Raw genomic sequence first — 19,731 nt, 5'->3', positions numbered from 1 at the left:
AACTGCGGCTTGCCATCAGTCGCGGAGGAGGTCGCCACAGCTAGTGTGCTGTCCGCCTGCGGGCAGCCGAATAGATCAGCGCCGCGACGACAATCAGGATGCCCTGGAAAAGATATTGATAGGTCTGTGTGAGACTGAGGAATGTCACCGCGCTCAGCACTTCCGTCAGCAGGACGGCACCGAGGACCGTGCCGATGAATGTTCCGCGACCACCCGTCAGGCTCGTACCACCGAGTACGACTGCCGTGATGCTGGACAAGGTGTAGTTGACGCCCTGGCGTGGATCACCGACGCCGATCTGTGTCATCAGCATGAGTGCGCCGACGGCGGTCATCAGGGAGCAAGCGATATAGCCGCTGATATAGGTCAGATCGACACGAATGCCCATTCTGCGTGCGGATTCCTCGTTTGAACCGACCGCCCGCAAGCGCCAGCCAAGTCTCGATCCGCGCAGCGCGTATTCACCAATCAGCGTCACGACGACGAGGATGAGGAAGGCGACGGGAAGCGGCCCCCATTGCCAGTTGATCCAATCTGTGACGGTCGAGCTGATATAGCCGTCCGGGTTTTCGCGCAGCAGAAAGCTGAAACCCTGTATCGCGATATACATGGCAAGTGTTGCCGCAATCGGCGTAAAGTTCGCGTATCGGATCAAAACGCCATTCACGGCGCCCGTGACGAACGCACCCGTCAGCATGAGCAGAAATCCAATCAACATCATACCGCTCGACATATCCTCGGTGACGAAGAACGAGGCGACGACGACGAGAAAACCGGCAAGCGGGCCGACGGATAGGTCGATGCCGCCCATGAGCAGCGCGATCGTCTGTCCGAGGGCGATGAAGCCCAGCGCGGTCGACAGCAGGAGGATGTTGTAGATGTTGTAGATCGACAGAAAGTTGTCGTTCTGACCATTGACGAAAAGCCCGAGAAGAATAGTCACAAGCGCCAACGGCACGGCGGGCGCAATATCCGACTGCAGGAAATGGCGCAGCCCGTTCGGTGCGGTCCCCCCTGATATCGAACCGCTTTCGACATCGTGAGTTGCGGCCTTGACGGCCGCCGCGACGATGCGCTCTTCGGTGACATCATCACCGGTCAACGTTTCGACGACGTGACCGCGCGACATGACGATGACCTTATCGCACAGCCCCTCGAGCTCGACCGCATCGGATGAGTTGACGACAACAGGCGTTCCTGCCTCCGATACGTCACGCAGGATACGATAGATCTCGAAGCGCGCGCCAACGTCCACACCCTGCGTCGGCTCGTCGGCAATTACAATGCCAGGCTCTGACAGGAGGGCGCGCGACATTACCACCTTTTGCTGATTGCCACCGGACAAGGACATGATCGGTGCTTCGAGACCGGGAGCTTTGACTGCCAGCTCGCCGAAGATCGCGGTGACTTTTTCGTGCTCTCTCCTACTGTTCATGACGCCACTTGCGGCGAATTTCTCCAGCGCAGAGAAGGTGGCGTTTTCGCGCACCGTCAGGCCGCTCGCCACGCCTTCGAGATGTCTGTCAGACGGCATGAAGGCAGATTGACGCAACAGCGTCGGTTGATTGACGGCTTGCCCGTGAAGCGTGACCGCCCCCTCTGCTGTGTGCAGACCGGCAAGCGTGCGCATCAGCTCTGTCTGGCCGTTGCCGGAGACGCCGGCGACGCCAATGATCTCGCCGCGCGCTACATCAAAACTTACATTGGTAAATCCGTGGCCGCTCAAACCCGCAACGGACAAACTGGCCTCACCGCCGACCCGCTTCGACTTTGGCGGAAAGGCAGCCTCCAGCGTGCGGCCGACGATGAGATTGACGAGCTCGGCATCGCTCGTGTCATCGACAAGTGCTGAACCGCGCACGCGCCCGTCTCGCATGACAGTGACGCGCTGGGCGATCTGGCGCAGCTCTGCCAGACGGTGGGTGATGTAGATCACCGAGGTGCCCGCCTTCACCGCCTTGCGGATGAGACCGAAGAGCATGTCAGTTGCCTCCTGGTCGAGGGAAGCCGTCGGCTCGTCAAGGATGAGGAGCTTCGGTTTCATTGCGAGCGCCTTGCCGATTTCGAGCAAATGCTTCTGCGCCACCGTCATCTGGCCGGCGCGCATGTGTAACGGTAGTGCCAGTCCGACCGTGTCGAGCATCTCCCTTGCGACTTCGCTCATGGGCCTGCCGGAAAACATCGATGGCGGCAGGGCAACGCTCAGATTTTCGAGGATCGACAGGTCGTTGAGGATGGCGGGATGCTGGAAACAGATGGCAATGCCGATGGTGCTTGCGAACTCAGGCGTCATCTGCCTGATGCGCTCGCCCTCGAAGCTGATCTCGCCCTCGCTCGGTTGGAGCGTGCCGGCGATGATGTTCATCAATGTCGACTTGCCTGCACCGTTCTCACCGAGAATGGCATGGACTTCGCCCGGCCGGAATTCGACGCTCACGTCGCGAAGCGCGGCAACACCCCCAAAATATTTGTGGATTCCGGTCAGGCAGATCGTCTGGTCGGAACGGGTCGACAACGGTGTCGCGATTGCATTGATTTCTGCTGCAGCCATAGCTTGTCATCCGCTGGAAGAGAAAACCTGCCCGGAGCTCGGGCAGGTCCTGGATGTTTACGATTACTTTCCGACCGCCTTTGCCTGATCCTCGGCTGAAAGTTCGGAGGACAGGTAGATCGCGCCCGGAAGATCCTTGCGGCACTGCACCGCGCTTGGCTTGCCGGATACCGAATCCTCGAAGGCCGGTGCCTTGAAGACCTGTTCGCTCGGCGGCGTGCCGCCGGTGGCAAGCGCGACGGCCCATTGGACCGCGAGCCTGACATTGTCGTTGCCGGTTGCGACCGTGAAGAGCTTGAAGTCCGGATTGCTGTCCTTGTTGTCCTGCCAGAAGCAGCCGAGCGAATTGCCATCAGAGGTAGCAAGCGCCGGGATCGACTTCCCCTGTTTGGCAAAGAGCGGCAGCGCACCGACGAGAGAGGGACCGAAGTCGGAGATGATCACATCGATCTTCTGGTTCTTGGCGATTTCCGCCGTCAGTACCTTCTGTGTCAGCGCCGGATCCCAGTTGGTGACGGCGAAGGGCTCCTGATTGACGAACACATATTCGGGGCCAAGAACCTTCTTGAGGCCCTTGAGTTCATCGAGGCCCTGGCTGTTGCCGGCAGGCCCGGAGAGGAAGAGGAGGTTTCCGCCTTTCGGCAGGACGCTCTTGATCCAGTTGCCCCAGCTTTCGCCATCGTTTTCAAAGGATGCGCCGACGAATTTCGAATAATTCTGGCCATCCTTGCCACCAACGGCGACGCGATAGGGCACGACGACCTTGCCTGATTTGAAGACGCTGGTAATGGCTGGAAGCACGGCCGGGCCTGCATCGCCAAAGACGACAAGCGCATCAAGACCCTTGGCCGCCATGCTCTTGATGTCGGAGATCGATTTCAACGTGTCGCCCTGACCGTCAGCATATTCGTACTTGGTGATGCTGGGGCAAAGATCCACGGTCTGCTTGCCGGAGGCCGTCGTGACCTGGCGCCAGCTGTTGCCGCCATAACCGTCCAGTAGTCCGAGCGTTGCCTTCTTCGGGCCGCACCAGGATGGGGCCTCGGCCTTGGCGATACCGGTAGTGGCGAATGCAGTGGTCGCGGCCACAACGGAAAGCGCCAGGTATTTCGAGAGAGATGCATGTTTCATGTTTTGTCCTCCACTTTTCTTGTCCCAGTCGTTGTCTTGCGGTTTACCGTCCAGCGGATCGAGTAAACACCGATGCCAAAACCCAGAGCCAAGGCCTGGATGATGGTTTGAGCTGAAAACGGCACCCCGACCGTCAGTGCGAATTGGCTCAATTGGTTGAGGAAAAATGCAGCGATGACCGTCGAGACGGGATAACCTCGCCCACCGAGAAGTGATGTACCGCCGAGAACCACGACAGCGACGGAGGGCAGCAGCAGGCTGTCCCCCTGAAAGGCGGTGGGTTCGCGGGTGATTCCGGCAATCAGTGTGCCGGCCATGCAATAGAGAAGCTGCGCATAGACATAGGCCATCATCTGGTGAATGCGCACGTTCAGGCCGGCAGCTCGTGCGGCAAGAGGATTGGCACCGATCGCCTCGAACCGTCGACCCGCCACCGTTTTCTTGAGCGCGAAGCTCACGAGCGCCATTCCCGCCAGCGCGAAGATGACCGAGTTTGGCAGGCCGAGACTTTCGCCGCCCGCGATCTCGGCCAGAAGGTTGGTGGTGATCGAGGGGACGCCGCCCGACACAGCAAAGACGACTGCGTAAAGCAGCGCATTGGTGCCGATCGTGGTGATGATTGCGTTCACCCTGAAGATGCTGACGAGAAGCCCGTTCAGGGAGCCGGCGACGAGCGAAATGCCAATCGACAGAAGGACTGCCTGATGGAGCAACGCATCGTTCTGCTGCGGAAAGTGGGTTGCGATGACGACGGCAAGCGACACCGCGCCAGGAAGGGAAAGGTCGAAGCCACCCTGCTGCACCACGAGCAACTGACCGAGACCGACAATGGCGATGATTGCCGCGAAGGGCAGGCTTCCCGAAAGCGCGCCCCAGGACAGGCTCGACGGCGCAAAGACCGCGCATATGAGAAGGAGAACGAGCGTCGAGAAGACGACGGTCACGAAGCTTCGTGCCAGCGGTATCGGCAAGATTGTCCCCCTTGGATGCTTGTTGGAAGCAATGGGAAAGGCGTTCGTCATCAAAGTCTGTCTTTCGCGCTGAATGTCATGGCTCCGCCGCCGAGCTCCCAGCAAAAACCGGAGGGCCCGTTCGGCAAATATTCAAGAGAGAAGACCGACGTCAGGTATCCCGTTTCGGAAAAACCCAACCCACCGATGGGCCGGCCTTTGGCGGAGGTCGCAGTCGACTAGGCCGTCGACGCGCTGACAGTGAGTGGGGCGGATTTCGCGATTCCTGGTACTCGACGTGAAATCCGCTGCAAATGCTCCCGGCTTCTGCGAGCCAGTCGCGGATCTCGTCCCAGTTGATTGTACCTGCCGCTTTCATTTTCCCTCCTCCTCAGAAAATCAGCTGCTGCCGGGACACGCGGGCATCCCGATGCGGTCATCTTAGCGATGGCCGCCGATCGTTGGCCGCCACTCGTAGATGGCGACGCTTGCATAGACGTCGTGGAGGACAAAGGGATCCTCCGCGCTGAAGCGATGCATTTCCTCCAGCGAACTGACATCGGCCACGACAACTCCTCCGCTGCCTTCGCCGAATTCATCCACGATCGGTCCGGACTGGACGATGCCGACCCGACCGGACCGCAGATGGCGCTTGTGGTCCTCGAGATAGGTTTCGCGTTCGGCCGCCTTGCCGGGATTGGATATTGCGACACGAACTGCAAGCATGACCTCTCCCTCCCTGGTAGCCAAATCGGCCCTCCGTCTCCCGTCCAATTTCGGATATCGGAGACATCGCAATAGTGATGGTAACCGCACTCTGAGCAAAGGAAACAGTGGAATTATCCATTTTGGATTTCCGGATTTCCCTGCCCCCACTACGCAAAACTCCTCGTCGCGTCCAACGCTCCCGTATGGCCGCAAACCTATTTTGCCCGGGGTTCGTCGCCCCGGAAAGCGCGCTCGAGCAGGTCGGTCAGACCTTCCTTTTCCAGAGCACGCGGGTTCCAGTAAGCATTCGACATGGCTTGTTCGACGGCAGCTCCGACACTGCCTTGCGGCATGCCGAGCTCCTGCAGAGACATCTTCGCGCCGAGCCGCCTCGAAAGATCAAAGAGTGCCTGGGCGGGATCGGCGGCACCAAGCTTGCCGCCGAGCATGTCCATCGCTGCTGGTGCGGCACTGGCATTGTAGGCGATGGCATGCGGCAATACGACGGTATGCATTGCTGCGTGCGGCAGGTTGAACATGCCGCCGAGCGTGTGGCAGAGCTTGTGGTGCAACGCCATTCCGACCGACCCGAGACAAATGCCGCAGAGCCAGGCGCCGTAGAGAGCATCCGAACGGGCCGTCTTGTCTCCAGGGTTCTGGGTGATCCCGGGCAAGGCGCGAACGATCGCATTGATCCCCTCCAGCGCCATCATCGAAATGATCGGGTTTGCTTCCCGGGCATAGAGCGCCTCGACCGCATGGGCGACGGCATTCATGCCGCTCGTGACGGACATTGAAACCGGCAGGCTGAGCGTCAAGTCGACATCGTAGACGATGATTTCCGGAAGAATGCGAGGATCGGATCGCGTCACTTTTCGTCCACCCTCGGTTTCTCCAAGGATTGGCGTTGCCTCCGATCCGGCATAGGTGGTCGGAACAACAATCTGTGCAAGATCGGTACGATAGGCGATCGCCTTGCCGAGACCCGTCGTCGACCCGCCGCCGATCRCGACGAGGCCATCAGCTCGGAGTGCCTCGACCTGTCGCATGGCGTCGGCCGTCACATTGGTCGGCGTATGCATGGTCGCCTTGGAGAACATTCCGGCCACGCGCGTACCGAGATGAGCGGCGATATCCTGCGCCTGGCTTTCCTGTTCCGGTGTGGAGAGCACGAGCAGGCGTCTTGCACCGAGCCTGTCGGCCTCCTCCGCGAGCCTTGAGATCGTGCCGCTGCCGAAAATGACGCGGCCGGGATTTCCGGTATAGACGAAGTGTTCCATGCCGGCCTCCTAGCGCCCCTGCCCGGTGCGGGTGAGAACGAAATCGAAATCGGAGCGCCACAGCGTATCGCCGTTCTCGACAGGTTCGAAAGGCGTGACCAGCGTCTTCTTCACCCCGAAAACGGTGTCTGATTGAAGGTAGGGGTCTTTCCCGACGAAAGTGTGCGTCACGAGCTTCTCAAAGCCGTCGGCGCGGACCATGTAGTGCATGTGGGCCGGACGATAGGGATGGCGTCCGAGCGACGCCAGCATCTTGCCGACCGGTCCGTCATCGGGAATGGGATAGGAAACCGGCTTGATGCCGACGAAGCTGTAGGCTCCGTCGGAGCCGGTGATAAAGACACCGCGATTGTTCCACTTCGGCTGGATATCGGGCTGCTGCACGTCGTAATAGCCTTCCGCATTGTCCGACCAGACGTCGATGCGGGCGCCCGCAACCGGATTGCCGTCAAGATCGATCACCCGGCCGGTGAACAGACAGCTTTCGCCCTTGCCGTCGAGGCAGATCAGATCGCCCATACGGCGTACGGGAGCGCCCTCGACATGGAACGGGCCGAAGACGGTGTTTTCGGTCGCCCCTTGTGGCCGCCGGTTGTTAATGGCGTCGACCAGCATGGAAAGACCGAGCGTATCCGAGAGCAGGATGAACTCCTGGCGTTCCTGCGTGCAGATGTGGCCCGTGCGGGTCAGGAAATCGATGCCGAATTCCCATTCCTCCTGCGTGAGCTCGATCTCGCGCGCGAAATTGTGGAGATGCTTCACGAGGGATGCCATGATCTTGGCGAGCCGCGGATTGACGTCCTTGGCCATGCGCGCATTGACGGTCTCGATCGAGTTTTCCTCGGTAAAATATCCCGCCGGCGAAACCGGTGCTGTGAGGTCGGCACTCATGCGGTCCTCCTCCAATCAGGGTATGATGCGATCCGCGCGCAGGCGGTCGAAAGCGTCGGTGAAGGACTGGGTCGTGTCCTGATAATCCATGAAGCCGAGCTTGCGGCTGCGGCCCATATCGTTGAAGGTCTCGACCTGCCGACCAAGATCTGCGTCCGAATGCCAGAAGGAGGCGACCCGCGAGAGCGCATTGGGCTGCAGGTCATATTTTCTGACCATTCCGTTCCAGATCTCGTCTGCGCCCGCCATCTGGTTTTCGAGGGGGTCGGGCGAACCGGAATAGGGTGCTGCCTCAATGCCGAAATAGGCGGCGATCCGCGGCCACAACCATTTCCACCGGAAGACCTCGCCGTTGACGACGTTGAACGCGAGATTGGCCGCTTCCTTCGTGGTTGCGGCCCATCGAAGATGCCGGGCAAGCAGGCGCGCATCGGTGACATCGGTCGTCGCCTGCCATTGCTGCGGCGATCCAGGGAAGACGAACGGCCTTCCCGTCTCCTTGCAGATCGATGCGTAGATTGCGAGTGTTGCAGCCATATTCATTGCATTGCCGACGGCATAGCCGATCAGCGTGTGCGGCCGGTGGATCGACCAGGTAAAGCCGTCGCGGGCTGCGGCAGCAAACACCTCATCCTCCTGGACATAGTAGAAATTTTCCCCCGGCAGGCGCTCCTGCTCTTCGCGGAAAGGGGTCTCGGGCTGTGTCTTGGCGTAGGATTCGAACGGCCCGAGATAATGCTTGGTGCCAGTCGTCAACGCGACATGGCCCACACTTGCGCCCTGCAAGCCATCGAGCACATTGCGGACGATCGCCCCGTTCACCTTGCAGTTTTCCGCTTCCGTCTCCTGGCGCGACCAGGCAGTGATGAAGACGTGGCTTGGCCGCAGACCGAGCAGCGCACCACGGACGGAATCCGGATCGACGAGATCGCACTGAAGCGTTTGCACCCCGGCGATCGGGCTGACGGATCGGGACAGGCCCGATACGCCCCAGTCACCCGCGGCAAGCAGGAGTTCGGCTAGGTTGCTTCCGGTAATGCCGGTCGCGCCGACAATCAGGGCATGCTTTGTCATGGGTTCAACCGTTCAACAGTGTGATCTTGATACTCTTGGTCGGATCCTGTCCGAAGGCAAAGGCCTGGACCGCCTCCGTCAGGGCAAAGTCATGCGTCTGGATCGGCGACAGATCGATGCCTGTCCGTTCCAGAAAGCGAATAGCAGCCGGCCATACACCCGGTGAGCCGATGCAACCGCGCACCGTCAGGTTCTTCATCTGAATCTGGCCGATCACGACCGGCACCTTGCGGCCGATATTGATGCCGACCATCGACACACGGCCTTCCTCGCGCGCGTAGTCGAATGCTGCCGCAAGCGAGGCATCGTGACCGGAGGCCTCAATGACGAGATCGGCCCCCTTTCCGCCGGTCAGCTCGCGGATCGTCTCTGCCGCACCGCCGTCAGATGGATCGAGCGCGACGTCTGCGCCGAGCCGCTTTGCGACGTCCCGGCGCGAGGCAAGCGGATCGACGACGATCACGCGCGCGCCCATGCCGATGGCGGCTGCAGCCGACACAAGGCCGATCGTACCGCCACCCGAGATCACGACGGTTTCGCTGGCATTTGTCCCGCCGGAACGAAGGACGGCATAAAAACCGCAGGTAAACGGCTCGATCAGCGCGGCTTTCTTGTCGTCCACGGCGTCCGGCAGCTTATGAAGCCATTCCGGATTGACCGTGAAATACTCGCGGTCAGCGCCGCTGATCGAAAAGCCGAAATGATGCAGGCGCTCAGGCGTGCGCACCACGCATTCGCCGACAACGCGGTCGCCCTTGCTGAAGCCCTGGACGTTGCGTCCGACTTCGACAATTTCGCCGCTCCATTCGTGCCCTGGTGTCACCGGATAGGAGATCGGGATGATGTAGCGGCCGGCAAGCAGTTCATAATCGGAGTGGCAGATCCCAACCGCCTTGGTGTGGACGAGAACCTCGTTCGGCGACAGGTCCGGTATTCCAACCTCGGCGACGACGGGCTTTTCGGGAGCCTCGAAAACCAGAGCTTTCATGTCCTTCTCCTCAGACCTTCTCGAGCGTGCCGCTCTTTGCGGAGCGTACAATCGCTTCCAGCAGAGCGATGTTGTTGATCATGTCCTCACCGGTGATCGGATAATGCGCCTCGCCACGGATCGCCCGGGCGAATGCCCTCAGATTGTCACGGACCGGTTCGGCGGGTGGCAGCTCACGAACGGTGATCTTCTCGTTCTTCCAGCCTTCGGTCACCACCCAGCCATCGGGTGCCTCGACATGGGCCCTGTCGCGCACTTCGATCCATCCCTCCGTCCCGAAGACGGCGAAGCGGGAGATGAAGGGGGTGGCGAGCGTTGCCGAGACATAGGCCGTGCCGCCGCCTGAAAAACGGATGTGAGCACTCATCGTATCGCCCTGCGGGATGCTAGACGCGAGATTTTCGCAAACGACGCGCACGTCCGCGGCAGGGCCCATCAGCTTCACCGAGAGGTCGGTCAGATGGATGCCGGTCGCCGTCATGCCGCCTGCTGGCGCCTGATCGGCCTTCAGCCGCCAATTGGAGGGATCGAGTGCCAGAAACTTGTCATGGCTGAAATTCGCCTCGATCTGCAGAAGCCTGCCAAGCTTGCCCGATTTTGCAGTCTCCAAGATTGTAGCGATCGGCGGCTCGAAACGACGCTCGTGGCCCATGCCGAGGACAAGTCCCGCATCGTGACAGAGATCCACCGATGCCTGCGCGCCAGCCTTTGTCAGGTCCAGCGGCTTTTCGCAGAAGACGTGTTTTCCGGCTGCAACGACACGCGCGATCTGTTCCCGGTGCAGCGAATGCGGTGTCGCGAGCACAACGGCTTCGATCGTCGGATCCGCGAGCGCTTCCGCCATGTCATGGGAATATTGCAAGCCCATCTCGCCAGCAAAGGCGGCTGCGTCGGGATTGGGATCGATGCCGCGGACGAAATGCATTTTCGCGCCCCCGGCATTGACGAGGCTCGCCATCTTGCGACCCCACCAGCCGAGACCGACCAGCGCTGCGATGACGGGTTTATCTTCGCGCATGGTCATCGATTGTCCACTCGCTTGTTGAACGGGTGGATGTTGACGGTTTTCCAAACGCCGGCCTTGGTGAAGGGATCGGCCTTGTTGAACGCAACGATCTCTTCCTTGGTATCGGCCTCGAAAACGAAAAGCGAACCGATCATGGTCTCGTTGTCGTCGGCCAGAAGCGGACCGGAGATGACAGTCTTGGTCTTGCCGGTCGACAGATAGGCCTTGTGGGCGTCGTAATTGGCGTGGCGCTTGTCGACAGCGCCCTCGTGATCAAGGCAATGAACAACATAATGCATGTCTAATTCCTTTCGAATTCAGGCAATGGCGTGGTCGTCGAAGGTTTGGCGTTTGGAAATTCCTTGATCAGGCCTTCATGTTGACGAGGATCTTCATGTGGGAGGCAGCCGGATCGATCAGGGCCTCGAAGCCTTCTTCGACTACGTACTCCGGGGCGATCTGCGCCGTGACGATCTTTTCGACCGGGAAGATTCCCGCTCCGATCATCTGCGCGATGCGCGGCCAGATCTGCACCGGATAGCACCAGGTGGCTTCGACGGTGATGTCCTTGAGCGCCCAGAGCATTGCATCGATTGCCGCCGGCCGGACGTGAAGCCCGACCTGCACGACCGTGCCCTGACGCCGGACGGCCTTGGCGCAAAGATTGAGCGACGCCTCGGCGCCGACGCATTCCAAGGCGACGTCGACACCGACGCCTTCCTCAGTGTGGCTGCGGAACAGCGCTTCGGTATCGGTCTCGCGCGGATCGAAGACAATCGCTTCAGGAACGAGCGTCTTGGCCAGCGCCCTGCGGTTGGGATTGAGTTCCGAGACGAAAATCGTCGTGGCGCCTGCCGCCTTTGTCGCCAGGAGCACGAGGGCGCCGATCGGACCGACACCAGACACCAGCACCGAGCTTCCGGAGGTGACGCGACCGCGATCGACGCCGTAAAGCGCGACGGCAGCAGGCTCGATCATCGCTGCCTGAACATCGGAGACGCTGTCTGGGACCGGAAAGACGTTATAGCCATTGACGACGGCGCGCTCGCCCATTCCGCCCCAGTCCCATGACAGGCCGACGCAGGCCATCTTTTCGCTGAGGTGGAAGAGCCCACGCCGGCCATAATAATCGTCGCGCGGCGAGATCAGCGGCTGGATCGAGACGCGCGAGCCTGGAGCAACATGCGTGACGTTCCTGCCGACCTCCAGCACACGTGCGGAAAATTCATGACCGAGAATCTGCGGCAGCGTGGCGCCGGAATAGACATGGGGGGTGGCCGGTGTGACGATCGGCCCTGCAATATACTCGTGGATATCGGTACCGCAGATGCCGCAAACCAGGGGGTCGATCAGCACCATGTCGTCGCCCAGGCGGCCGCTTGGCGCCGGCACGTCTTCGACGCGAATATCTTTCTTGGAATAGTACCGTACAGCCTTCATCTTCACGCCTTTCATGATGAACTTGTTATTGAGCCGCCGTCGCAGACCGGTCCGATGCCCAAAGCAAGACGTTTCCGGTCGGTCCTGTCACAGCGCTCGCCCTTTTAGATCAGCACCATGCCGCCATCGACCATGATGGTCTGGCCGGTGACATAGTCGGATGCCTGGGAGGCGAGAAACGTCGTGACGCCGGCGATATCCTTGGGAAGCGATACCCGCCCCAGAAGGATCGATTGGGAAAAATCATTGATCGCCTGTTCCGGCTTTTCCGTCAGGCCGCGCTCGATGAACTCGCGGTCGAGCTGTTCCCACAGCTCGGTTTTGACGACACCCGGGCCGAAGCAGTTGACCGTGATCTTGTGTTCTGCAAGCGCGCGGGCAGCCGCCTGCGTGATCGCAACAACCGCGAATTTGGAAGCGCAATAATGGGCAAACAACGGGTAGCCCTGCTTTCCGGCGATCGAGGCCGTGTTGACGATCTTGCCACCATCGCCCTGAGCGATCATTTGCCGTGCCGCCTCCTGGGTTCCGATCAGAACGCCGCGGCCATTGATCGCCATGATCCTGTCGAAATCCTCATCCGTCACCTCCATGAAGGGGCAGGTCTGACTGATGCCGGCATTATTGAACATGACGTCGAGGCGGCCGAAACGAGATACGGTTTCGTCGATCAGCGCCCTGACGCTGGAACGGCTCGAGACATCGACGGCAATTGCAACCGCGCTGCCGCCCGCAGAGGAAATTTTTGATGCGGTTTGCTGCGCGCTATCAAGATTGAGATCTGCAATCACCACGCGCGCTCCATTTTCGGCAAGATCGGCGGCAATGCCCGCGCCAATACCGCGCGCCGCGCCGGTTACGATGACGACCTTATTGTTGACCGATCCACTCATGGCATTCCCTCCCAATAGAACTCCCGTCGCTTCAGCTGAGACCGTCAGACGTGACGGACAGGGCGAATGCGACAGGTCGCGGTGCGATGGGATCCGACCGGGACGGCAGGCCGCCTCATCTGATCCACCCCTCCCCTGAACTGTCCGAACCACTGACTACGCGGGATCAGGCGCGGAAGCGCTGGCTTCCGCGTCATCTCCAACATGTTGACGGCAATATTCCTCCCACAGGAACCGCCGTGCGATCCGAAGCGAAGGCTAGAGGATCAACCTGCGCTTCGACAAATCCTTAATTGTCCGAAATGGATATTTTCAATGCAGCAATAGGTCTTCGGCTGACGCTAGTATTTCTTCGGGAGGAGACGGCGCTCGCGCCGAGTTGAGGCATGTTTTCGCCCGGTTCGCTGGCGCTCCTTCGACATAGAGCTGCATCGAGAATTCCGGTTGGCGAACGCCTCCGGGGAAGGAAGGTTTTGCATGAGCGAGACGTTGAAAGTGGGATGGGCCGGAATCGGCAAGATGGGCGCGCCGATGAGCCGGCGCGTCCTCGAGAACGGATATGCCTTGTCCGTCTATGAGCCACTTCCGGAAAACCGTGCTTCCGTCGTTGCGCAGGGCGCGAACGTCGCCCACAGCCTGGAGGATCTGGTCGAGGCATCCGACATAGTGATCCTGACCATTCCGAATGACGAGGTGCTGCGTCAGCTCACACTTGCACCCTCCACGCTTGTCGAACTGCTCAAGCCCGGCCAGATCCTGGTGGAGATGAGCACCGTTTCGCCAGAGCTTTCGGCCGAAGTTGCAGAAGCCCTTCACCGCAAGGGCGTCGACTATGTGCGTGCGCCCGTTTCGGGCAGTACGATCACCGCATCCTCGGGTCTGCTCTCGGTCATGGTCTCTGGTCCCGAACAGGCATATAAAAAGGTCGAGCCCGTTCTGGCGAGCTTTTCAGCGAAACGGTTCTATCTCGGCGAAGGCGAGCAGGCACGCTATCTGAAACTCGTGCTGAATGCGCTCGTCGGCGCAACGGCAGCCCTTCTTGGGGAGGCATTGACGCTTGGATTAAAGGGAAATCTGACCGTCGAGACCATGCTCAACGTCATCTGCGAGAGCGCTGTCTCGTCACCGCTGATCGCCTACAAGCGCGACCTGCTGGTCAACCGCAATTTCGATCCCGCGTTTTCCGTCTCACAGATGATGAAAGACTTCGACCTGATCCTTGGGGCGGCAAAATCCGATCATGTTCCGATGTATCTCGCCTCGATGATCCGCCAGCAGTACGAGGCAGCCTTCGCCGATGGTCTTGCCGAAAAGGACTTCTTCGTGCTCTTCGAACAATATGAGCGCCTTGCTGGCCTGGGCCGGGAAAAGGCTGCTGCTTCGCACACCCTCAAGGCCATTTAGCGCATTGACGGGGCTGGCGAGCGGAAGAGTTGCCGGCTAGTCTGATTGCAGGCAGCGCGACGGTTGGGAGGCCGACGTGAACGAATATGAAATGCTGCGCGTCATCGATTTCATCGAGAAAACGCGCCGCCCCTTCAGAGAGGTCGTCGAAGCGGCCGATGATGATGCGATCTGGCTTATCGTCACGTTCCTGATCAAGTCGCATATTCTGAGCCAGCCTGTCTCGATCTCGACGCTCGGGCAGGAATCCGGTCTTCCCTATGCAACCTCGATGCGATTGATCAATCGCCTCATCGATGCCGGTTACATTCTCAAGGTCGCCAAGGGACAGACAGGCAAGAGCTTCGCGCTGCAGCCGAGCGAGCAATTGCTTCGCTCCTTCGAGCTTTATGCCCGCAAGACGAAATCCCTGCTCGCCCAGACATTGGGGCTGCGGGCAGGCGAGGAGGAGGATGAGTATTATTTCGGGGGAACCCCGCTCGGTTCGCAAATCATCCCGCCGATGCGGCTGGTGCAGAAGCGCGCGGAATCGCAGATCGAGCTTCGTTTTCTCCTGAACGACGACAATTATTTCTCCGCAATGCGCAACATGTGGGCCGACTTCCGCAGCAACCTCGCTTCGCGCAAGAATTTCGACCTTCTGCCGCTTCCCGACCTTTATCGACGCGCGCGCGAAAATGGCGCCAAGCGGCTTTCCGATTACGACGTCATCGCCATCAACATGCCCTGGCTCGGCGAATTCGCCGAGAGCGGCGTTATCAGGCCGATCGACCAATATATCCAGAAGACGGGCATCAACCCGCTCGATTTCCATCCCTCCATCTGGTCTTCAGCGACCTGGGAAGGGCGTGACTATGGCGTTCCCGGCTATTGCACCATCGAGGTCCTTGCAGCGAGAAAGGACCTGTTTGCCGATGCGAGCCTGTCGTTCCCGAAGACATTCGATGATGTGATCAATGCCGGTCGCAAATTTCACGCTCCCGATGAGGGAATGTTCGGCGCGGTCTGGGATGGTGCGCGCGGCATGCCGATCGCCTCGAGCTTCCTGTTTTTCATGGGCGCCTGCGGTCAACCGGCGATTTCGCTGCGCAAGATCCGCGCGGGCTTCACGCTTGAGGGCGTCAACCTCGAAGAATTGAGCTGCACGATTCTGTCCGACGCTGGTTTTGCGGCGCTTGACTATATGCGCAGGCTGCTCGAAATCTCTCCGCCCAAGATCCTTGAAATGGCTTGGGACCAGACGCTCGCAGTGTTTCTCAAAGGAAAAGCAAGTCTCGGCTATTTCTGGACCATGCGCGCGGCTCGCTTCGAATATGACGTCCAGTCGGTCGTCAAGCGCAGGGTCGAATATCTGCCTCAGCCCTCTGGCCCGGGCGGCACGCGCGCCTCGCCGATCGGGGGCTTTCTCTTCTGCATTCCGACAAATCTGCCCGAGGAACGAGTGGAACTGGCCGCCGATGCGATCGCCTGGATGGCATCGAGAGAAGCAATGAAAGCGCATGTGAAAAACGGATTTCCGGTCGCGCCGCGCTTTTCCGTCAGTGCCGATCCGGAGGCTGCCGCAAGTTCGCCGATCGTGCGTTTCGTGGACCAGCTCGCCAAGAAGAACCTTCTGCAGACCTGGCAGCGCCCAAAGATCCCACAATATACGACGATCGAGAAGGTCCTCGGCGAAGAGATCCATGAGGCATTGCTCGGCAATAAGACGCCGCGGCTTGCCCTTGAGCACGCCGCCGCTCAAATTGAAGAAAGCCTCAAATCCACGCAGAGGAGCTGGACACGGCAAAGCACGGTCTAGCCAATCAAAATGCACCGGCGATGAACGACGACGGGTGGCCGTGGATATTTACCACGGCCCCAAAAGCCGCCTGTTCTTGTCCTAGCTGTGTGCCATCACGGCCTGGTATGCCTCGATCAGTAGTGCTGCATTCTCCGGTCGCGCATCGATCTGACCGGCTTCGATATCAAAAGCCACGTCCATGACCCGTTGATTGACCGGGGCTTCCTGTCCGTGCACGCGCAGTATATCGACAACCCAGCCATTGACCTCCCCAACTTCCGCTCGGCGTCCCTTGCGCCAATCCTGCAGCGACGTCGTCAATGTGTCGGCCTGTGAAAAGGTCTTCAGCACTTCGTCGAAGATCTGATCGACATAACGTTCCGGATGATTGGTGGTCACCGGCGGCATGCCGATGATCGGAACGATTTTGGCTCCGTCGGCGAGTGCTGCCCGCATTGCCTCATATCCGGCGGCCCGCATGACCTCGAGCATGCCCGGTGCGCGCGCTGCATCGGCGAGCGGCAGATTGATGATGGCCGACGGAATAAGTTCGGCGGCATTGACGACAAGCTTCATCCACTTGGCGGAACGAATGTCGTCCATCACTTCGACCGTGCCGGAATTGCGCAGCAGATCGGCGACTGCTTCCACGCGATCCTGCGTCTTCGGATCGAGCGCGCCGAGCGCAAACCAGGACGCGTCATGATCGTTCTGCCGGTTGGTGACGCCGGGCACGAACATATTGGAGGCGATTTCGATGACGGCGCCGATCGTCCGCTCGCGGCCGACCACGTCGGCAATATCCTCATGCGTCATGCCGTTCTGGAGACCGACGACCAGCCCATCAGGCGCCAGACATGGCTCGATCAGCTGGCATGCCCATTTGGTGTCGTAGGCTTTTACCACGAGGAACACGACATCGAAGGGTTCCTTGATTTCGGCGACCTGACACAGGTGTAAAGCCGGGACCTTCGCATTGATGGTGCGTTTCGGCAGGTTCACCGTGATGCCCTTTTCACGGATCGCCATCACATGCTCCGGCCATTGCTCGATGAAGGTGACGTCAAGGCCTGCCAAGGCGAAATCCGCCCCGATGGACGCGCCTTGCGCGCCCGTTCCAACAAATGCAATCCGCGGACCGCGCGTCTCATCCCAACCCATGAACTTCTCCTCTCATACTGTTGCTCCGGCCGGTAACGGCCATTCATGCCTCGATAAGGGTGGCGTTTGACGGTTGCGCCGAAAGGCTGCCGCGCTCCGATGGCGCGGGCGATCTCGACGATCCGTTGATTGACAGGCGCGCTCTGGCCCGCCCTTTTCAAGGTTTCGACCACGTGACCGTTGAGATCGAGGACCTCCGCGCGCCGTCCCTTGCGCCAATCCTGGAGAGCGGTTGTCAGCGTATCCGACATCATCAGCAACCTCCCCTGTCGATGATCCATCACGCCACTCGGTTAGAGGCCGATGTCCGTGGATACGCCGAAATCCTCCCGAGATTTCGTGAGAGATCGTAGGAAAAATCTCCAAAATGTGAAACGACGCAATTATCCATTCTGGATGCCGGGCGTCGTCCAATCACGCAGCCCGACCTCCGAGCCGGGCGAGATCGTCCGGGCCATGACTGGCTGGTGCAGCCTCGCGGCGATGGACGCCTCAAAGTCCGTCATGTCGAGACGCATGGCAACCCGCCTTCGACCGAACGAAGGTCTGCTCGACTTGCCCGGTCCTACACAAACCTATGAAGGCATGTAGAGGCGCTAGAGCTACGGCCACACGTTGCTGAAGCGCTCACTAAAAGTGACCGCGACCAAAACCGAAGCGTTTCCGCGATTGCTTGGCAGCTAATGCGTAGCGGCGATCAAGGTCCGATTCTCTCTCAGTCAGGATTAGACTAGCGCCCGCCACGAAGGGAGGGCGTAGTCCAACCGTAGTCACACCCCCGGCGTGGAGCAGATTTTCGGCGTCTCTCAATCGCGGTCGGTCCGATATTTTCGGTTTTCTAAATTGAGGAACCCGTTTGTGCCCGGTCGCGGCGATGACTGTGGACCTCTGGATTTCGAAACTGTAGCCGCGGACTTTTGCGTTCATCTACTGCAAATCTCGCCTTGGAGTCACTTCAGCGCCACCGATGCTGTCCCGGGAGGTGGTGTAGGTCGATAGCGGTGGTCATCGGCTTTTTCCGGTAGGGTTGGGTTGTTCAAGCACAACCTTTTGGAAAGACCACCGATGACCAATGACATGATGGACCTGCGCTCTCTTGTTGAGAAGAGTGCTGATGCGGATTTGCTGCGCGAGATGATTGGCTTTGCGGCCGAGAAGCTGATGGAGCTGGAGGTCGGTGCCAAGACCGGTGCGGCCTACGGCGAGAAGAACGACTTTCGGCTTGCTCAGCGTAACGGCTATCGCGATCGCGACTGGGAGACCCGCGCTGGAACTGTCGAACTTCGTATTCCGAAGCTACGCACGGGCAGCTATTTCCCAAGCTTTCTGGAGCCGCGTCGCATGGCTGAGAAGGCACTGACCGCGGTGATCCAGGAAGCCTATATCCAGGGCGTTTCGACCCGCTCGGTGGACGACCTCGTCAAGGCGATGGGCATGAGTGGCATCTCCAAAAGCCAGGTTTCCAGGCTTTGCGAAGAGATCGACGACAAGGTGAAGGCCTTTCTTTCCCGCCCCATCGAAGGTGACTGGCCATATCTTTGGATCGATGCCACCTACCTCAAGGTCCGGCGGGCGGACGCATCGTCTCCGTCGCGGTGATCATCGCCATCGGCGTCAACACCGATGGTCGACGCGAAGTGCGCGGCATGGAAATCGGTACCTCTGAGGCTGAGCCGATCTGGACGGAGTTCCTGCGTAAGCTCACACGGCGCGGTTTGCGTGGCGTCAAACTCGCCGTGTCCGATGCCCACGAAGGCATCAAAGCCGCCGTGTCCAAGGCCCTTTCCGCTACCTGGCAAAGATGCAGGGTTCACTTCATGCGCAATGCGCTGGCGCATGCCGGCAAGAGCGGTCGACGCGTGGTCTCAGCGTTCATTGCAACCGCTTTTGCCCAGGACACGCCGGAAGCTGCCAGCCAACAGTGGCGCAACGTCGCCGATCAGATCAGGCCGAAAGTGCCGAAACTTGCCGGCCTCATGGATGGCGCCGAGGAAGATGTCCTCGCCTACTTGACCTTTCCCAGGCAGCATTAGACCAAGCTTCATTCGACAAATCCGATTGAACGGCTGAACGGCGAGATCAAGCGAAGGAAAGAGGTCGTCGGCATCTTTCCCAACGACGATGCCATCGTCAGACTCGTCGGCGCTTTGTTGCTGGAGCAAAATGACGAGTGGGCTGTTCAGCGCTCGCGATACATGACACTGGAAACCATCGCTACAATGAGCGATGATCCGCTTATCAACTTGCCCGCTCAAGTTGACCCGTTCCCGGCTCCGCTCGGGAAGCTCGACGATCGAACGAGCTACACCACTCCCAGGGACATTATCGCTGGTCGCTGGTGCTGGTCGCGAACACCCTGCTGACGGTCGTATATTCTCTAGTCGAATCGTTGCCTCGGTAAAAGCTTGTTCGTTTCCCCATGAGCCGAGGAAAGCTGGCGCTTCTCTTCTCCGGCCACGTTGACATGACAGCAG

17 protein-coding genes and 1 pseudogene are annotated in these 19,731 nt (G+C 59.8%); 3 read left to right on the top strand and 15 right to left on the bottom strand.

The window, feature by feature from the left end; genetic code table 11:
- Positions 1-40: 40 nt before the first annotated feature.
- The 12 genes from AC1DTN_RS20390 to AC1DTN_RS20335 form a co-directional block, all read right to left on the bottom strand.
- Positions 41-2,551 carry an ATP-binding cassette domain-containing protein gene (locus AC1DTN_RS20390; RefSeq protein ID WP_477922363.1) on the bottom strand — a complete coding sequence of 837 codons (2,511 nt, stop codon included), beginning with the start codon at positions 2,549-2,551 and terminating at the stop codon, positions 41-43.
- Positions 2,552-2,614: 63 nt separating this feature from the next.
- Positions 2,615-3,682: a substrate-binding domain-containing protein gene (locus tag AC1DTN_RS20385; protein WP_113320217.1), complete on the bottom strand. Its 1,068-nt coding sequence runs from the start codon at positions 3,680-3,682 to the stop codon at positions 2,615-2,617.
- Positions 3,679-4,653 carry an ABC transporter permease gene (locus AC1DTN_RS20380; protein ID WP_477922362.1) on the bottom strand — a complete coding sequence of 325 codons (975 nt, stop codon included), beginning with the start codon at positions 4,651-4,653 and terminating at the stop codon, positions 3,679-3,681. Before AC1DTN_RS20380 ends, AC1DTN_RS20385 begins: the two co-directional genes overlap by 4 nt.
- A gap of 420 nt (positions 4,654-5,073) precedes the next feature.
- Entirely contained in the window at positions 5,074-5,358 is a 285-nt protein-coding gene (locus tag AC1DTN_RS20375; protein ID WP_113320219.1) for a YciI family protein, read from the bottom strand.
- A gap of 197 nt (positions 5,359-5,555) precedes the next feature.
- Complete coding sequence (locus AC1DTN_RS20370) at positions 5,556-6,620, bottom strand: maleylacetate reductase (RefSeq protein WP_477922361.1); 1,065 nt, start codon at positions 6,618-6,620, stop codon at positions 5,556-5,558.
- A gap of 9 nt (positions 6,621-6,629) precedes the next feature.
- On the bottom strand, positions 6,630-7,511 hold the full coding sequence (locus tag AC1DTN_RS20365) for an intradiol ring-cleavage dioxygenase (RefSeq protein ID WP_113320221.1): 882 nt from the start codon (positions 7,509-7,511) through the stop codon (positions 6,630-6,632).
- A gap of 15 nt (positions 7,512-7,526) precedes the next feature.
- Positions 7,527-8,585 carry an SDR family oxidoreductase gene (locus tag AC1DTN_RS20360; RefSeq protein WP_442207238.1) on the bottom strand — a complete coding sequence of 353 codons (1,059 nt, stop codon included), beginning with the start codon at positions 8,583-8,585 and terminating at the stop codon, positions 7,527-7,529.
- Between the two features lie 4 nt (positions 8,586-8,589).
- Positions 8,590-9,573 carry a zinc-dependent alcohol dehydrogenase gene (locus tag AC1DTN_RS20355; RefSeq protein ID WP_310380336.1) on the bottom strand — a complete coding sequence of 328 codons (984 nt, stop codon included), beginning with the start codon at positions 9,571-9,573 and terminating at the stop codon, positions 8,590-8,592.
- Between the two features lie 10 nt (positions 9,574-9,583).
- Complete coding sequence (locus AC1DTN_RS20350; protein WP_477922360.1) at positions 9,584-10,597, bottom strand: Gfo/Idh/MocA family protein; 1,014 nt, start codon at positions 10,595-10,597, stop codon at positions 9,584-9,586.
- Complete coding sequence (locus AC1DTN_RS20345; protein WP_113320225.1) at positions 10,594-10,878, bottom strand: YciI family protein; 285 nt, start codon at positions 10,876-10,878, stop codon at positions 10,594-10,596. The genes AC1DTN_RS20350 and AC1DTN_RS20345 overlap by 4 nt, the downstream gene beginning before the upstream one ends.
- 67 nt (positions 10,879-10,945) lie before the next feature.
- Positions 10,946-12,034 carry a 2,3-butanediol dehydrogenase gene (locus tag AC1DTN_RS20340; RefSeq protein WP_477922359.1) on the bottom strand — a complete coding sequence of 363 codons (1,089 nt, stop codon included), beginning with the start codon at positions 12,032-12,034 and terminating at the stop codon, positions 10,946-10,948.
- A gap of 89 nt (positions 12,035-12,123) precedes the next feature.
- Complete coding sequence (locus AC1DTN_RS20335; protein ID WP_477922358.1) at positions 12,124-12,912, bottom strand: glucose 1-dehydrogenase; 789 nt, start codon at positions 12,910-12,912, stop codon at positions 12,124-12,126.
- 477 nt (positions 12,913-13,389) lie between these two features.
- Here AC1DTN_RS20335 and AC1DTN_RS20330 point away from each other — a divergent pair, with 477 nt between their 5' ends.
- A complete protein-coding gene (locus AC1DTN_RS20330) occupies positions 13,390-14,316 on the top strand; it encodes an NAD(P)-dependent oxidoreductase (RefSeq protein ID WP_113320228.1) in 927 nt (308 codons plus the stop codon).
- Positions 14,317-14,392: 76 nt separating this feature from the next.
- Entirely contained in the window at positions 14,393-16,114 is a 1,722-nt protein-coding gene (locus AC1DTN_RS20325; protein WP_113320229.1) for an extracellular solute-binding protein, read from the top strand.
- 81 nt (positions 16,115-16,195) lie between these two features.
- Here the strand turns inward: AC1DTN_RS20325 and AC1DTN_RS20320 are convergent, their stop codons facing one another.
- From AC1DTN_RS20320 to AC1DTN_RS20310, 3 genes are all read right to left on the bottom strand, one after another.
- Entirely contained in the window at positions 16,196-17,173 is a 978-nt protein-coding gene (locus AC1DTN_RS20320; RefSeq protein ID WP_477922357.1) for a ketopantoate reductase family protein, read from the bottom strand.
- Positions 17,125-17,511 carry a ketopantoate reductase family protein gene (locus tag AC1DTN_RS20315; protein WP_477922356.1) on the bottom strand — a complete coding sequence of 129 codons (387 nt, stop codon included), beginning with the start codon at positions 17,509-17,511 and terminating at the stop codon, positions 17,125-17,127. Before AC1DTN_RS20315 ends, AC1DTN_RS20320 begins: the two co-directional genes overlap by 49 nt.
- A 129-nt stretch (positions 17,512-17,640) precedes the next feature.
- Entirely contained in the window at positions 17,641-17,775 is a 135-nt protein-coding gene (locus tag AC1DTN_RS20310; RefSeq protein ID WP_310380319.1) for a hypothetical protein, read from the bottom strand.
- A gap of 547 nt (positions 17,776-18,322) precedes the next feature.
- Here AC1DTN_RS20310 and AC1DTN_RS20305 point away from each other — a divergent pair.
- Positions 18,323-19,509: pseudogene (locus tag AC1DTN_RS20305) on the top strand (IS256 family transposase); the annotation flags it as partial.
- Positions 19,510-19,731 lie beyond the last annotated feature (222 nt).

The sequence above is a fragment of the Rhizobium sp. 01T444 genome, from assembly GCF_056398305.1.
This window is presented reverse-complemented; position numbering and strand designations above follow the sequence as displayed.

Coding starts and splice junctions, on each gene's coding strand:
- AC1DTN_RS20315 (WP_477922356.1), bottom strand. CDS start 17,511: ATGATGTCGGATACGCTGACAACCGCTCTCCAGGATTGGCGCAAGGGA.
- AC1DTN_RS20390 (WP_477922363.1), bottom strand. CDS start 2,551: ATGGCTGCAGCAGAAATCAATGCAATCGCGACACCGTTGTCGACCCGT.
- AC1DTN_RS20365 (WP_113320221.1), bottom strand. CDS start 7,511: ATGAGTGCCGACCTCACAGCACCGGTTTCGCCGGCGGGATATTTTACC.
- AC1DTN_RS20345 (WP_113320225.1), bottom strand. CDS start 10,878: ATGCATTATGTTGTTCATTGCCTTGATCACGAGGGCGCTGTCGACAAG.
- AC1DTN_RS20375 (WP_113320219.1), bottom strand. CDS start 5,358: ATGCTTGCAGTTCGTGTCGCAATATCCAATCCCGGCAAGGCGGCCGAA.
- AC1DTN_RS20350 (WP_477922360.1), bottom strand. CDS start 10,597: ATGACCATGCGCGAAGATAAACCCGTCATCGCAGCGCTGGTCGGTCTC.
- AC1DTN_RS20360 (WP_442207238.1), bottom strand. CDS start 8,585: ATGACAAAGCATGCCCTGATTGTCGGCGCGACCGGCATTACCGGAAGC.
- AC1DTN_RS20355 (WP_310380336.1), bottom strand. CDS start 9,573: ATGAAAGCTCTGGTTTTCGAGGCTCCCGAAAAGCCCGTCGTCGCCGAG.
- AC1DTN_RS20310 (WP_310380319.1), bottom strand. CDS start 17,775: ATGCGTCTCGACATGACGGACTTTGAGGCGTCCATCGCCGCGAGGCTG.
- AC1DTN_RS20385 (WP_113320217.1), bottom strand. CDS start 3,682: ATGAAACATGCATCTCTCTCGAAATACCTGGCGCTTTCCGTTGTGGCC.
- AC1DTN_RS20340 (WP_477922359.1), bottom strand. CDS start 12,034: ATGAAAGGCGTGAAGATGAAGGCTGTACGGTACTATTCCAAGAAAGAT.
- AC1DTN_RS20330 (WP_113320228.1), top strand. CDS start 13,390: ATGAGCGAGACGTTGAAAGTGGGATGGGCCGGAATCGGCAAGATGGGC.
- AC1DTN_RS20335 (WP_477922358.1), bottom strand. CDS start 12,912: ATGAGTGGATCGGTCAACAATAAGGTCGTCATCGTAACCGGCGCGGCG.